The organism is Micromonospora sp. CA-263727 (genome assembly GCF_050942455.1).
Lineage (GTDB): Bacteria > Actinomycetota > Actinomycetes > Mycobacteriales > Micromonosporaceae > Micromonospora.
Genome location: NZ_CP192031.1, coordinates 5,681,682 through 5,695,016, shown reverse-complemented (window position 1 = coordinate 5,695,016; position 13,335 = coordinate 5,681,682). Strand labels below are relative to the sequence as shown.

The following is a 13,335-nucleotide window of genomic DNA, read 5'->3' as shown; positions in this document are numbered from 1 at the left end:
GACTGCGGGTAAGGAGACAAGGGGTCGTTCACACGTCCGCGTGGACCTCGGCAACCACCCGGTCGGCACTCTTCTCGCCGTTCGTCACCCGTTTCCAGCTGCCGTCCCGAGCGCTCCACTCCTGGCCGCCGAAGCGCACCCGCTTCACCCCGTGATCGTTCGCGTGGGAGACCAGCCAGTGCGCGTACCGCCAGCCGGCGCGCTCGTCCGCGGCGGTCACCGTCAGGCCGGTCAGGCCGCCGTCGCCGTTCACCCGGGAACCCACGATGTCCGCCCCCCGCTTGCGCCCCGCCGCCGAGCCCGCCAGGCCCCAGTCGAGCGTCAGGCCCTCGGTCAGTGCGGCGGCCGCGGCCGCGCCGCGCATCGCCGGGTCACCGCCCACCGTGCAGGAGACCGCCCCGGTGGCCTCGCCGAGCAGGGCCCGGGTGAGCACCTCCGAGTCGTCCGCCCACTTCTCGTACGCCTCGGGGAAGGCCGACCGCTGGACCTTCTGGGCCGCGTCGGTGACCCGCATGTCCTCCCAGCCGCGCACCTTCTTCAGCGCGGCGTAGAACCGGTCGGCCGCGTACCGGGGGTCACGGATCTCGGTCGGCGTGCCCCAACCCTGGCTCGGGCGCTGCTGGAAGAGGCCGACCGAGTCGCGGTCGCCGCCGGCCAGGTTGCGCAGCCCGGACTCCTGGTAGGCGGTGGCCAGCGCCACCACCACGGCCCGCTCGGGCATCCCGCGCCGGATGCCGATGGCCGCGATCGTCGCCGCGTTGGCCATCTGGTGGGCGTTCAGGGAGACCGTCCCCTCGGCCTGCACGGTGCAGGTCCGGCCGGCCAACGGCAGTCGCAGCCGGTCTCCGACCTGTCGTATCCCGAGCACGATCCCGATCACGGCGACCACCACGAGAACCACGAAACCCGCCACGACTGCCCGAGCCCGCACCCGCACCTCCCGTACGACGTCCGCCAAGCGTACGTCCCCCATCGGTCCGTTCGGGTCGTCCGACCGGTTCCACCCGCCACGGGACCGCGCCGACCGGGGGTTCCCCGTCCCGGCCGGTACTCACCTGTCGAGTTCGGCCACCCACCGGGGCGGGCGCTTCTCGCGGAACGCGGCGACCCCCTCGACGCCGTCACCGGAGAGGAAGTAGCGGGTGGAGACCGCGGCCAGCTCCGCCAACTCGGCGCGCAGGCCGGTGGCGGCCGGGCGGCGCAGCAACTCCTTCGCGCCGGCCAGCGCGGATGGGGCGCCGTGCACCAGCGAGTCGCGGTACCGCTCCACCGCGGCGTCCAGCTCGTCGGCCGGCACCGCGGCGGTGACCAGGCCGATCTCCGCCGCCCGCCGGCCGTCGAAGGGGTCGCCGGTCAGGTAGAGCTCGGCCGCCGCCCGGGGGTGCAGCCGGGGCAGCACGGTTGCCGAGATCACCGCCGGGATCACCCCGATCCGTACCTCGGTGAAGGCGAACGTCGCCTCGGCCGCGCAGACCGCCAGGTCGGCCGCCGCGATCAGGCCCAGCCCGCCGGCCCGGGCCGGGCCGCCGACCCGCGCCAACACCGGCTTCGGGCACTCCCAGACCGCCGCGAGCACGTCACCCAGCATCCCGGCGGGCACCGTCCCGCTGGCGTACGCGGCCGCCGTCTCCTTCAGGTCCGCCCCGGAGCAGAAGACCGGGCCGGTGTGGTCGAGCACGATCACCCGGACCGTGTCGTCGGCGACCGCGGCGGCCAGCCCGGTCAGCAGCTCGGTCATCAGCGGCGTGGAGAGCGCGTTGCGGTTGTGCGGGCTGTCCAGGGTGAGGGTGGTCACCCCACGGGCCGTGGCAACCCGGACGAGCGCGTCGGCAGAGGTCATGTGAGGGCACACTAGTGGCCATGCCCGGCCTCCTTCCAGCAGGCGAACCCGTCCCCGTCGACGGGGCGCTGCCCGCCTCCGCCCGCCCGACCGTGGGTGACCGTGGCTTCGGGGTGTACGTGCACGTGCCCTTCTGCGCCAGCCGTTGCGGCTACTGCGACTTCAACACGTACACCGCCGAGGAGCTGGGTGGCGGCGCGAGCCGGGACGGCTACGCCGACACCGTCCTCGCCGAGCTGGCGCTCGCCGCGCGGGTGCTCGGCGACCGGCCGCCGCGCCGGGTCGAGACGGTCTTCGTCGGCGGTGGCACCCCCACCCTGCTGCCCGCCGACGACCTGGCCCGGATCCTCGACGCCATCGACCGCACCTGGGGGCTGGCCGGCGACGCGGAGGTGACCACCGAGGCCAACCCGGAGTCGGTCAACCCCGAGTCGCTGAAGGAGCTGCGGGCGGCCGGCTACACCCGGATCTCGCTGGGCATGCAGTCGGCCGCCCCGGGGGTGCTCGCGGTGCTCGACCGCCGGCACCGCGCCGGCCGGGCCACCGCCGCCGCGCTGGAGGCCCGCGACGCCGGGTTCGACCACGTCAACCTCGACCTGATCTACGGCACGCCGGGGGAGCGGGCCGAGGACTTCGCCGCCTCGCTGGACCAGGTCGTGGCGGCGGGCGTGGACCACGTCAGCGCGTACGCCCTGATCGTCGAGGACGGCACCCGGCTGGCCGCGCGGATGCGTCGCGGCGAGCTGCCGTACCCCGACGACGACGTCGCCGCGGACCGCTACCTGGCCGCCGAGGCCGCCCTCGGCGCGGCCGGTTTCTCCTGGTACGAGGTTTCCAACTGGGCCCGTACGCCGGCCGCCCGGTGCCGGCACAACCTGCTCTACTGGACCGGCGGCGACTGGTGGGGCCTCGGCCCGGGGGCGCACAGCCACGTCGGCGGCGTGCGCTGGTGGAACGTCAAACACCCCGGCACGTACGCGCAGCGCCTGGCCACCGGTGGGTCACCCGGACTCGCCCGGGAGGTGCTCACCGACGACGAGGCGCACATGGAGGACGTGATGCTCCGGCTGCGGCTCGCCAGCGGCCTGCCGTTGGCGGTGCTGGACGAGGCCGGCCGGGCCGGCGCGGAGCGCGCCCTGGCCGACGGCCTGCTGACTCCGGACGACCACGCCGCCGGCCGGGCGGTGCTGACCCTGCGCGGCCGGCTGCTGGCCGACGCCGTCGTGCGCGACCTGCTGCCCTGAGCGAGGGCGGATCCGGCCAGCCCGTCGGCTGGCCGGATCGGCTCACTTGATGAAGCTGGCGGACATCGGGTAGCGGTAGTGCTGTCCCTCGTTGGCCTTGAGGCCGGCGATGACGCCGAAGATGATCTGGATCACCATGACCGCGATGCTGGGCAGGAAGGCCAGGCACCAGCTCACGAAGAGCAGCACGAACGCGATGATCGACCAGAGGATCTGGAAGTTCAACGCCGCCACGGCGTGCGCCCGGGCGGCCGGCGACTGCTGACCGCGGACCACGTACGCGATGAGCGGTGCGACGAAGCCCAGCGGTCCGGCGCTGATCAGCGCGCCGGCGGCGCCGCCGAAGTGGGCGATCAGCGCCCAGGTCTTGTCCTCGTTGCTGGCGTAGCCGGGGGGCGGCGCGGGAGCGCCGTAGCCGCCGGTCGGGTAGCCGACACCGGGCTGGCCGCCCGGCGGGGGGTAGCCACCGGGCGGGGGGTATCCAGCCGGCGGCGGCTGGTCGCCGGTGGGCGGCGGATAGCCGCCGGGCGGGGGATAGCCGGGCTGGCCAGCGGAGCCGGACATTGGAGTCGTGGGTTCGTCGCCGGCGTCTGAGGGACGAGGTGGTTCAGTCATGGAGGTCACGTTAGGTGCCACTGGCAACGGTGCACCATAGCGACACCGGCGAGTGTCAACCCGACGATCGGACCTCGGACAGCTGTGGTGACTTGATCATCGCGTCGGCGGGGCCACCGACGTAGACTGGCACTCGCTACAGTCGAGTGCCAGGGCGTTGTTCCGGCGGCCGTCGCCTCCGGGGCTGACCAGCGACAGGAGGTGGAAAGGATGGGTCTCGACGACCGCAAGCTGGCCGTGCTTCGGGCAATCGTCGAGGACTACGTCGCCACCCAGGAGCCGGTTGGCAGCAAGGCGCTGGTCGAGCGGCACCAGCTCGGCGTCTCGCCGGCCACCGTCCGCAACGACATGGCCGTGCTGGAAGAGGAGGGCTACATCCGCCAGCCACACACCAGTGCCGGCCGGGTGCCCACCGACCGTGGCTACCGGCTCTTCGTCGACCGGCTGAGCCGGGTCAAGCCGCTCAGCCCGGCCGAGCGGCGGGCCATCGAGCGCTTCCTGGCCGGCGCGGTCGACCTCGACGACGTGGTGCATCGCACCGTCCGGCTGCTGGCTCAGCTGACCCGCCAGGTCGCCGTGGTGCAGTACCCGAGCCTGGCCCGGTCCCGGGTGCGCCACCTGGAACTGGTGCCGATCTCCACCACCCGGTTGATGCTGGTCATGATCGCCGACACCGGCCGGGTCGAGCAGCGGCTGGTCGAGCTGCCCGCGCCGATCCCCGCCGAGGACGTCCTCGACCTGCGCCGGCTGGTCAACGAGAAGCTGGTCGGCACCCGGTTGTCGGACACCCCGCCGCTGGTGCAGGCGCTCATCGACGAGTCCCTGCCGCACCTGCGTCCGGCCATGACGACGCTCTCCACCGTGCTGCTGGAAACTCTGGTCGAGCGGCACGAGGAGCGGCTCGCCCTGGCCGGCACCGCCAACCTCACCCGGGGTGGCCTGCTCGATTTCCAGGGCTCGTTGCGTCCGATCCTCGAAGCGCTTGAGGAGGAGGTCGTCCTGCTCAAGCTCATCGGCGAGGTGGAGCCGAGCACGCTGAGGGTGCGGATCGGCGACGAGAACCAGATCGACAACCTGCGGGCGGCTTCCGTGGTCAGCACCGGATACGGCCCGGGCGCGACCATCGTCGGGGGGATGGGCGTGCTGGGACCGACGCGGATGGACTACCCCGGCACCATCGCCACGGTGAGGGCCGTGGCACGCTACGTGGGCGAGCTGCTGGCCCAGAACTGACCAGTCAGGGCCGACGGCAGGCTGCCGCCGCCGAACGGCGTAACGCGAGACGAACACGAGGACACGGAACGCAGTGGCCAGGGACTACTACGGCATTCTCGGCGTGAGCCGGGGCGCCTCCGACGACGAGATCAAGCGCGCCTACCGCAAGCTGGCGCGGCAGTTCCACCCGGATGTCAATCCGGACCCGGAGGCACAGGAGAAGTTCAAGGACATCAACGCCGCGTACGAGGTCCTGTCGGACGACCGGAAACGGCAGATCGTCGACCTCGGTGGCGATCCGCTGGCCCCGGGCGGCGGCGGTCCCGGCGGCCCGGGCGGCCCCGGGGGCGCCGGCCCGTTCGTCGGCTTCCAGGACATCATGGACGCCTTCTTCGGCGGCGCCACCGGTGCCGGCCGGGGGCCACGGCCGCGTACCCGGCCCGGCGCCGACGCGATCCTGCGGCTGGAACTGGACCTGCACGAGACCGCCTTCGGGGTCGAGGCGCCGATCACCGTCGACACGGCGGTGCTCTGCACCACCTGCTCCGGGGCCGGCACCGCGGCCGGCACCCATCTGGCCACCTGTGAGGCGTGCGGTGGCCGGGGCGAGGTGCAGTCCGTGCAGCGCACCTTCCTCGGCCAGGTGGTATCCGCCCGGCCGTGCACGGTCTGCCAGGGGCACGGCACCACCATCCCGCAGCCCTGCCCGACCTGCGCCGGCGACGGCCGGGTCCGGACCCGCCGGTCGCTGACCGTCAAGATCCCGGCCGGGGTGGAGGACGGCATGCGTATCCGTCTCGCCCAGCAGGGCGAGGTCGGCCCGGGCGGCGGCACCGCCGGGGATCTCTACGTGGAGATCCACGAGCGGCCCCACGACGTCTTCTCCCGCAAGGGCGACGACCTGCACTGCCGGGTCACCGTGCCGATGACCGCCGCCGCGCTCGGCACCCGGCTGACCATCAAGGCGCTGGACAGCGAGGAGCCGGTCGACGTCAAGCCGGGTACCCAGCCGGGCAGCACGCTGCGGCTACGCGCCCGCGGCGTGCCGCACCTGCGCGGCACCGGTCGGGGCGACCTCTACGTGCATCTCGACGTCCGGACCCCGACCAAGCTCGACGCCGAGCAGGAGCGGATGCTGCGCGAGTTCGCCAAGACCCGGGGCGAGGAGGTCGCCGAGCTGAGCAAGCAGGGCGGCTTCTTCTCCCGGATGCGCGACGCCTTCAACGGCCACGCCTGAGCCGCACTAACCTGTCGTTCGTGTCCGCCCCGCTGTTTCTCGTCGAGTCGCTGCCGACCGCCGACTCGATGCTGCTCGACGGGCCGGAGGGCCACCACGCCGCCACCGTGCAGCGGCTGCGGGTGGGCGAGGAGCTGCTGCTCGCCGACGGCCGGGGCGGCACGGCCACCGCGGTGGTCACCGCCGTCGGCCGGGGCACCCTCGACCTCGACATCACCGCCCGTGGGTACGCCGACGCGTCGAACCCGCGGCTCGTGGTGGTGCAGGGCATCGCCAAGGGCGACCGGGGTGAGCTGGCCGTGCAGGCGATGACCGAGGTCGGGGTGGACGAGATCGTGCCCTGGGCGGCGAGCCGCTCGGTGGTGCAGTGGCGCGGCGAGCGGGGCGTACGGGCCCGGGGCAAGTGGGTGGCGACCGCCCGGGAGGCGGCGAAGCAGGCCCGCCGGGCGTGGCTGCCGGTGCTGGCGGGCGCGCCGGACGAGTCCACCGCCTCGGTGGCCCGCCGGATCGCCGGGGCCGCCGCCGGGTACGTGCTGCACGAGGCGGCGACCGACCGGCTGACCACCGCCGAACTGCCCGATCGCGGCGAGATCGTGCTGGTGGTCGGCCCCGAGGGCGGCATCAGCCCGGCGGAGCTGTCGACCTTCCAGGAGGCCGGCGCCCGCCCGGTCCGCCTCGGCGCCTCGGTGCTGCGTACCTCCACCGCCGGGGTGGCCGCCCTGGCGGTCCTCGCCACCCGCCTCCTGCGCTGGTGACCCACCCGCCGCCGGCGAAATGTTAGGAGGGGGCCCCTCCTATACCTGAGACGTTAATAGGGGGCCCTTCCTTACACTGCGTCGGTGAGCACTCCTGACTGTCTTTTTTGCCGCATCGTCGCCGGGGAGATCCCGGCCACGGTGGTCCGTGAGACCCCCGCCACGCTCGCCTTCCGGGACATCAGTCCGAAGGCGCCGGTGCACGTGCTGGTCATCCCGAAGGAGCACTACGCGGACGTGGCCACCCTCGGCCAGGGCGACCCGGCGCTGGCCGGCGAGGTGCTGGCCACGGCCGCCGCGGTGGCCGAGGACGAGGGCCTGCTCGGCGACGGGTTCCGGCTGATGTTCAACACCGGGGCGTACGGCGGCCAGGAGGTCTTCCACGCCCACGCGCACCTGCTGGGCGGGGCCCCGCTCGGCCCGATGCTGGCCCGGGACGTCGCGTGACCGTGGCCGCCGGCCGTGCCGCCGCCGCCGGCCACCTGGAACGGCTGGTGCGGCAGGTCCAGGCGCAGGCCCGGGTGCCGGCGGTCTCGGCGGCGGTGAACCGGGCCGACCGTCCCCTATGGACATGCACGGTCGGCGGCACCGGTAACGACACCGCGCTGGACGAGCAGACCCGGTTCCGGATCGGCTCGGTGACCAAGACCTTCACCGCCGTGCTGACCATGCAGTGCCGGGACGACGGCCTGCTCGACCTCGACGACCCGCTGGACCGGCACCTCGACCTGCCGGCGCACGGCGAGCTGACCGTGCGCCGGCTGCTGTCGCACACCGCCGGCCTGCAACGGGAGCCGTACGGCGACGTCTGGGACACGCTGCGCGCGCCGGACGTCGACCAACTGGTGGCCGAGCTGGCCCGCGCCGAGCGGGTGCTGCCGCCGGGACGCCGCTACCACTACTCCAACCTGGGCATGGCGCTGCTCGGCCGGCTGGTCGGTCGGTTGCGGGGCGGAACCTGGGCCGAGGTGTTGACCGAGCGGGTGCTGACCCCGCTCGGGCTGACCGCCACCACGGTGACCCCGGGGCCCCGGGCCGCGACCGGCTTCCTGGTCGACGCGTACTCCGACGAGGCGCATCCGGAGCCGCCGACCGACTTCGGCGCGGTCGGCCCCGCCGCGCAGCTCTGGAGCACCGCGGCCGACATGGCCCGGTGGGCCGCGTTCCTGGCCGACCCGGCGGCGCTGGACGCGGCCGGCCGGGTTCTCGACCCGGCCACCCTGGAGGAGATGCGCTGGCCGCTGACGGTCACCGACGAGACCGTCTGGGCCGGCGGCTTCGGCCTCGGGCTGATCGTGGTGCCGCAGGGGGAGCGGGTGGTGCACGTCGGGCACGACGGCGCGATGCCCGGCTTCCTCGCCGGGGTGTACGGCCGGCGCGGCGGCGCGGGCGCCCCGGGTGCGTTCGGCGTCGCCGTGCTGGGTTCCTCGGGCACCGCGGCGGAGCTGCTGGAACTGCCGCACCGGCTGCTCGCCGCCGCGGTCGAGCACGACCCGGCGGAGATCGACCCGTGGCGGCCCGGCGAGCCGGCTCCCGCGCACCTGCGCGGGCTGCTCGGCCGCTGGTGGGGCGAGGGTTTCGAGTACGTCTTCGGCTGGCACGACGGCGCCCTGCGGGCCCGTGGCGCCGGTGACCCGCAGGGGAAGCCGCCGGCGGTCTTCGCGCCGGTGCCGGAGCGGCCGGACGTGTTCCGCACGGTCGCCGGCCGGGAGGTGGGCGAGTTGCTCCGGCTGACCCGGGACTCCGCCGGGGTGGTGGTCCGGATGCACTGGGCGACGTACCGGTTCACCCGGCGCCAGGAGACCTTCGACCGGTACGACTTCCGCGCCTGAGCCTGCCGGCACCCGCCGCGCCCTGCCCGTTTTGTCCGGTGGTGCGAGGCGGCTCGACCGGCGGAAATGGGCAGCGTGCCCGCGCCGTTGAACCGATACGATGGAGGTAACGTCCGCACGCCGCGGCAACCTGGCCCGGCGCCGAGATCGAGAGCAGGTGGCGCAGGGCCCCTCGGCCCGACCTATGACCGGCACCCCACCTCCCGGCCCGCCCCGGGTGCAGACCAGGATCACGGTCCCCGACTCGAAGATCATGGTCAACCTGCTCGGCGCGGGTGATGAGATCCTGCGACTGGTCGAGCGCTCGGTGAACAGCGACGTGCACGTGCGAGGCAACGAGATCACCATCACCGGTGCCCCCGCCGACAACGCCCTCGCCGAGCGGATCTTCAGCGAACTGCTCGAACTCATCGAGAAAGGCGAGACCCTGACCACAGACGCCGTCCGGCGTACCGTCGGCATGCTCGAACAGGGCGGCGCGGAGCGGCCCGCCGAGGTCCTGACGCTCAACATCCTCTCCCGGCGCGGGCGCACCATCCGGCCCAAGACGCTCGGGCAGAAGCGCTACGTCGACGCGATCGACGCGCACACCATCGTCTTCGGCATCGGTCCGGCCGGCACCGGCAAGACCTACCTCGCCATGGCCAAGGCGGTCCAGGCGTTGCAGGCCAAGCAGATCAACCGGATCATCCTGACCCGACCGGCGGTCGAGGCGGGGGAGCGGCTGGGCTTCCTGCCCGGCACGCTCAACGAGAAGATCGACCCGTACCTGCGCCCGCTCTACGACGCGCTGCACGACATGCTCGACCCGGAGACGATCCCGAAGCTGATGGCGGCGGGCACCATCGAGGTCGCCCCGCTGGCCTACATGCGTGGCCGGGCACAGCCGCTGTCGGCGAAGGTGCTGACCCCGGAGGGCTGGCGGCCCATCGGCGAGCTGCGGGTCGGCGACCTCGTGGTGGGCTCCGACGGCCTGCCGACCCCGGTGCTCGGGGTCTACCCGCAGGGCCGCAAGGACGTGTACCAGGTCACCACCCAGGACGGAGCGTCGACCCTCGCCTGCGGCGAGCACCTGTGGACCGTGCGGACCCCGGACGACCGCAGTCATGGCCGCCCTGCCCGAGTGCTGGAGACTCAGGAGATGATCGGCCGGCTGCGCCGCGGTCACGTGCACCGGTTCGAGTTGCCACTTGTCCAGCCGGTGGAGTTCGTGCCGCGCGAGGTGCCGATGTCGCCCTACGCGCTGGGTTTGCTGCTCGGAGACGGATGTCTCTCGACGAAGACGACTCCATCGTTCAGCACCGCGGATCCCGAGCTCGCGGAGGCGCTGCAGACGGAGCTGCCGGAGATCAGCCTGGACCGCAAGGGCGAAGTCGACTACGTGCTCCGCGATCCGGCCGGTGGGCGGGGCGGGGTGATCGTCGCCAATCCGGTCACCGCAACGCTGCGCGAGCTGGGTCTTGCCGGCAGCCGGTCGAGCACGAAGTTCGTGCCGGAGTGCTATCGCCTCAATAGCTCCACCGTGCGCCTCGCTCTCCTGCAGGGTCTACTCGACAGCGACGGTGGGCCGGTCACCCGGCAGGGTGGGACGTGCCGGATCCAGTACACGACGTGCTCCGCACAGCTGCGAGACGATGTCATCTTCCTGGTTCGCTCGCTCGGCGGCGTCGCATACTCCCGGGTGCGCCCGGCGTCAGGTCGCAAGCCTGGACTGGCGCGAGGGCGGTCCGTCGAGTATCGGCACGATGCCTTCGTCCTCGACATCCGGCTTCCGGAGGGCCTGCAGCCGTTCCGTCTTGCTCGCAAGCGCGCAGCGTACGACGCTGTGGGCGGTGGACGTCCGATGCGCTTCATCGACTCCATCGAACCGGCAGGACAGGCCGAGACGGTCTGCATCCAGGTAGCGTCCGCCGACTCGTTGTACGTCACGGACGAGTTGATCGTCACGCACAACACGCTCAATGACGCGTTCATCATCCTCGACGAGGCGCAGAACACCACGCCCGAGCAGATGAAGATGTTCCTCACCCGGCTCGGGTTCGGTTCCAAGATCGTGGTCACCGGCGACGTCACCCAGGTCGACCTGCCGGGTGGGACGACCAGCGGACTGCGCGTGGTGCGGGAGATCCTGGGCGGCGTGGAGGACGTGCACTTCGCGCAGCTCTCCAGCGCCGACGTGGTGCGGCACCGACTGGTCGGTGCGATCGTCGACGCGTACGCCCGCTGGGACGCCGAGCGGGAGAACCAGCAGGCACAGGGTGTGCACGCGGTGGCCGGGCGCAGTGCCCAGGGCAATCGCGCCGGCCGGCGCCGCTAGACCGGGGGAAGACAGTTGTCCATCGAGATCGCCAACGAGTCCGGTGTCGAGGTCGACACCGACGCCGTGCTCGCCGTCGCCCGGCACGCGCTCGACGAGATGGGGGTCAACCCCCTCGCCGAGCTCTCCGTGCTGCTGGTCGACGTCGTCTACATGACCGACCTGAACCACCGCTGGATGGGCGGCGACGGGCCGACCGACGTGCTCGCCTTCCCCATGGACGAGGGCAGCGTCGACCACGGGCCCGGTGAGAATGCCGCCGCCTCCGGTGAACCGGCCCTGCTCGGTGACATCGTGCTCTGCCCGGAGGTGGCGGCGAAACAGGCGGCGACCGCCGGGCACAGCGCCGACGACGAGCTGCACCTGCTCACCGTGCACGGCGTCCTGCACCTGCTCGGCTACGACCACGCGGAGCCGGAGGAGGAGCGGGAGATGTTCGGGCTCCAGGCCCGGCTGTTGTCCAGTTGGCGGTCGACCCGCTCCCGGTGATGGACACTCCACTGGCCGCGGCCGCCACCGGCCTACCCGACCTGCAACTGCTCGTCTTCGCCGCCGGGCTGGTGGTGCTCGCCGGCCTGATCGCGATGACCGAGGCCGCCCTGGCCGCGGTCTCGCCGGCCCGCGCCGCCGAACTGGCCCGCGACGGTGAGCGGGGCGCCCGTACCCTCCAGGCGGTCGCCGGTGACGTGGTCCGTCACCTCAATCTTTTGCTGCTGCTCCGGTTGCTCGCCGAGCTGACCGCCACCACGCTGGTGGCCCTGGTCGCGGTGGACACCTTCGGAGCGGGCTGGTGGGCGGCGCTGGTCACCGCCGGGGCGATGACCGTGGTCAGCTTCGTGGTGGTCGGTGTCGGTCCGCGCACCCTGGGCCGGCAGCACGCGTACGCCGTGGGCCGGACCGCCGCGCCGCTGGTCCGCTGGCTGGGCCGGGTGCTCAACCCGCTGGCGTCGCTGCTGATCCTGATCGGCAACGCGGTGACTCCGGGGCGCGGCTTCCGGGAGGGGCCCTTCGCCACCCAGGTCGAGCTGCGTGAGCTGGTCGACCTCGCCGAGCAGCGGGGGGTGGTGGAGCACGGCGAACGGCAGATGATCCATTCGGTCTTCGCCCTCGGCGACACCATCGCCCGTGAGGTCATGGTGCCGCGTACCGAGATGGTGTGGATCGAGTCGGGCAAGACGCTCTCCCAGGCGCTCGTGCTATTCCTGCGCTCCGGGTTCTCCCGCATCCCGGTGATCGGCGAGAGCGTCGACGACGTGCTCGGCGTGCTCTACCTCAAGGACCTGATCCGGCGCACCCAGGGCGGCGCGGCGGAGGACCACCAGCTCCCGGTGGCCGAGCTGATGCGACCGGCCACCTTCGTGCCGGAGTCCAAGCCCGTCGACGACCTGCTGTCGGAGATGCAGGCCGCCCGCAACCACCTGGTCATCGTGGTCGACGAATACGGCGGCACCGGCGGGCTGGTCACCATCGAGGACATCCTGGAGGAGATCGTCGGGGAGATCACCGACGAGTACGATGTCGAACGCCCGCCGGTCGAGCAGTTGCCCGACGGCGCGGTGCGGGTCACCGCCCGGTTGCCGGTGGAGGATCTCGGCGAGCTCTTCGACACCGAGCTGCCGCACGACGAGGTGGAAACTGTCGGGGGTCTGCTGGCGCAGTCCCTGGGCCGGGTGCCGATCCCGGGCGCCGAGGTCGAGGTGGCCGGGCTGCGGCTGCTCGCCGAGGGCACCACCGGCCGGCGCAACCGGATCGACACGGTGCTGGTCTGCCGGGCGGCGTCGACCGACTCGCAGGACAACCCCGGCGGTACGCCGACCGCCGCCCGGGGCGACAACGACCGATCCGAGGAGAGGCAACCCGCCGATGCCTGAGTCACCCGCCGTACCGGCCGCCCGGCCCACCGGCTCCGAGCTGAGTGCCGAGGACGGCAAGCTGGTCATCCTCGCCCGGGGAGCCCGGGGCCGGGTGGGGGCCGTGGAGGGCGCCGCGGTTCGGGACCAGGACGGCCGTACGTACGCGGCGGCCAGCGTGTCGCTTCCCTCGTTGACGATCACCGCGCTCCAGTTGGCGGTCGCCTCGGCGGCGGCGGCGGGCGCGACCCGGCTGGAGGCCGCCGCGGTGGTGACCGAGGCGTCCACCCTGGACGGCGCCGGGTACGCGGCCGTGCGCGACCTGGCCGCCGACGCGCCGGTGCACGTGGCCGCGCCGGACGGCACGGTGCTCGGCACGGTCACGGCATGAGCGAGCGCAGCGAGCGAATCGTCAGGTTCGGTGTGGTGG

12 protein-coding genes and 3 pseudogenes are annotated in these 13,335 nt (G+C 73.0%); 12 read left to right on the top strand and 3 right to left on the bottom strand.

Annotated features, from left to right (window positions below):
- Nucleotides 1–28: 28 nt before the first annotated feature.
- A complete protein-coding gene (locus tag ACQPYA_RS24820; protein ID WP_433533604.1) occupies nucleotides 29–937 on the bottom strand; it encodes a hypothetical protein in 909 nt (302 codons plus the stop codon).
- A 114-nt stretch (nucleotides 938–1,051) separates the two neighbouring features.
- The gene (locus ACQPYA_RS24815) at nucleotides 1,052–1,840 is read right to left on the bottom strand and encodes an enoyl-CoA hydratase-related protein (RefSeq protein ID WP_433529489.1); all 789 of its coding nucleotides are present in this window, start codon (nucleotides 1,838–1,840) and stop codon (nucleotides 1,052–1,054) included.
- Between the two features lie 20 nt (nucleotides 1,841–1,860).
- Here ACQPYA_RS24815 and hemW point away from each other — a divergent pair, with 20 nt between their 5' ends.
- Nucleotides 1,861–3,084, top strand: coding sequence for a radical SAM family heme chaperone HemW (gene hemW, locus ACQPYA_RS24810; protein WP_433529488.1), 1,224 nt, complete (start codon nucleotides 1,861–1,863; stop codon nucleotides 3,082–3,084).
- A 42-nt stretch (nucleotides 3,085–3,126) separates the two neighbouring features.
- Here hemW and ACQPYA_RS24805 read toward each other — a convergent pair whose 3' ends face one another.
- Nucleotides 3,127–3,699, bottom strand: coding sequence for a DUF4870 domain-containing protein (locus ACQPYA_RS24805; RefSeq protein ID WP_433529487.1), 573 nt, complete (start codon nucleotides 3,697–3,699; stop codon nucleotides 3,127–3,129).
- A gap of 210 nt (nucleotides 3,700–3,909) precedes the next feature.
- Here ACQPYA_RS24805 and hrcA point away from each other — a divergent pair, with 210 nt between their 5' ends.
- From hrcA to ACQPYA_RS24750, 11 genes and pseudogenes are all read left to right on the top strand, one after another.
- The gene (gene hrcA / locus ACQPYA_RS24800; protein ID WP_433529486.1) at nucleotides 3,910–4,932 is read left to right on the top strand and encodes a heat-inducible transcriptional repressor HrcA; all 1,023 of its coding nucleotides are present in this window, start codon (nucleotides 3,910–3,912) and stop codon (nucleotides 4,930–4,932) included.
- A gap of 73 nt (nucleotides 4,933–5,005) precedes the next feature.
- Nucleotides 5,006–6,151, top strand: coding sequence for a molecular chaperone DnaJ (gene dnaJ / locus ACQPYA_RS24795; RefSeq protein ID WP_433529485.1), 1,146 nt, complete (start codon nucleotides 5,006–5,008; stop codon nucleotides 6,149–6,151).
- Nucleotides 6,152–6,171: 20 nt separating this feature from the next.
- Complete coding sequence (locus tag ACQPYA_RS24790) at nucleotides 6,172–6,906, top strand: 16S rRNA (uracil(1498)-N(3))-methyltransferase (RefSeq protein ID WP_433529484.1); 735 nt, start codon at nucleotides 6,172–6,174, stop codon at nucleotides 6,904–6,906.
- 84 nt (nucleotides 6,907–6,990) lie between these two features.
- Nucleotides 6,991–7,353, top strand: a complete 363-nt coding sequence (locus ACQPYA_RS24785) for a histidine triad nucleotide-binding protein (RefSeq protein ID WP_433529483.1) — start codon at nucleotides 6,991–6,993, stop codon at nucleotides 7,351–7,353.
- Nucleotides 7,350–8,738: a serine hydrolase domain-containing protein gene (locus tag ACQPYA_RS24780; RefSeq protein ID WP_433529482.1), complete on the top strand. Its 1,389-nt coding sequence runs from the start codon at nucleotides 7,350–7,352 to the stop codon at nucleotides 8,736–8,738. Before ACQPYA_RS24785 ends, ACQPYA_RS24780 begins: the two co-directional genes overlap by 4 nt.
- Before the next feature lie 184 nt (nucleotides 8,739–8,922).
- Nucleotides 8,923–9,618, top strand: a pseudogene (locus tag ACQPYA_RS24775) (PhoH family protein); the annotation flags it as partial.
- Nucleotides 9,607–10,383 (top strand): annotated as a pseudogene (locus ACQPYA_RS24770) (PhoH family protein); the annotation flags it as partial. The pseudogenes ACQPYA_RS24775 and ACQPYA_RS24770, both read left to right, overlap by 12 nt.
- Nucleotides 10,384–10,689: 306 nt before the next feature.
- A pseudogene (locus tag ACQPYA_RS24765) lies at nucleotides 10,690–11,055 on the top strand (PhoH family protein); the annotation flags it as partial.
- Nucleotides 11,056–11,070: 15 nt separating this feature from the next.
- Nucleotides 11,071–11,544 (top strand): rRNA maturation RNase YbeY, encoded by a 474-nt coding sequence (gene ybeY, locus ACQPYA_RS24760; protein ID WP_433529481.1) that lies wholly within the window; start codon nucleotides 11,071–11,073, stop codon nucleotides 11,542–11,544.
- Entirely contained in the window at nucleotides 11,520–12,926 is a 1,407-nt protein-coding gene (locus ACQPYA_RS24755) for a hemolysin family protein (RefSeq protein ID WP_433529480.1), read from the top strand. The genes ybeY and ACQPYA_RS24755 overlap by 25 nt, the downstream gene beginning before the upstream one ends.
- A complete protein-coding gene (locus ACQPYA_RS24750) occupies nucleotides 12,919–13,296 on the top strand; it encodes a cytidine deaminase (protein ID WP_433529479.1) in 378 nt (125 codons plus the stop codon). Before ACQPYA_RS24755 ends, ACQPYA_RS24750 begins: the two co-directional genes overlap by 8 nt.
- Nucleotides 13,297–13,335: the final 39 nt, after the last annotated feature.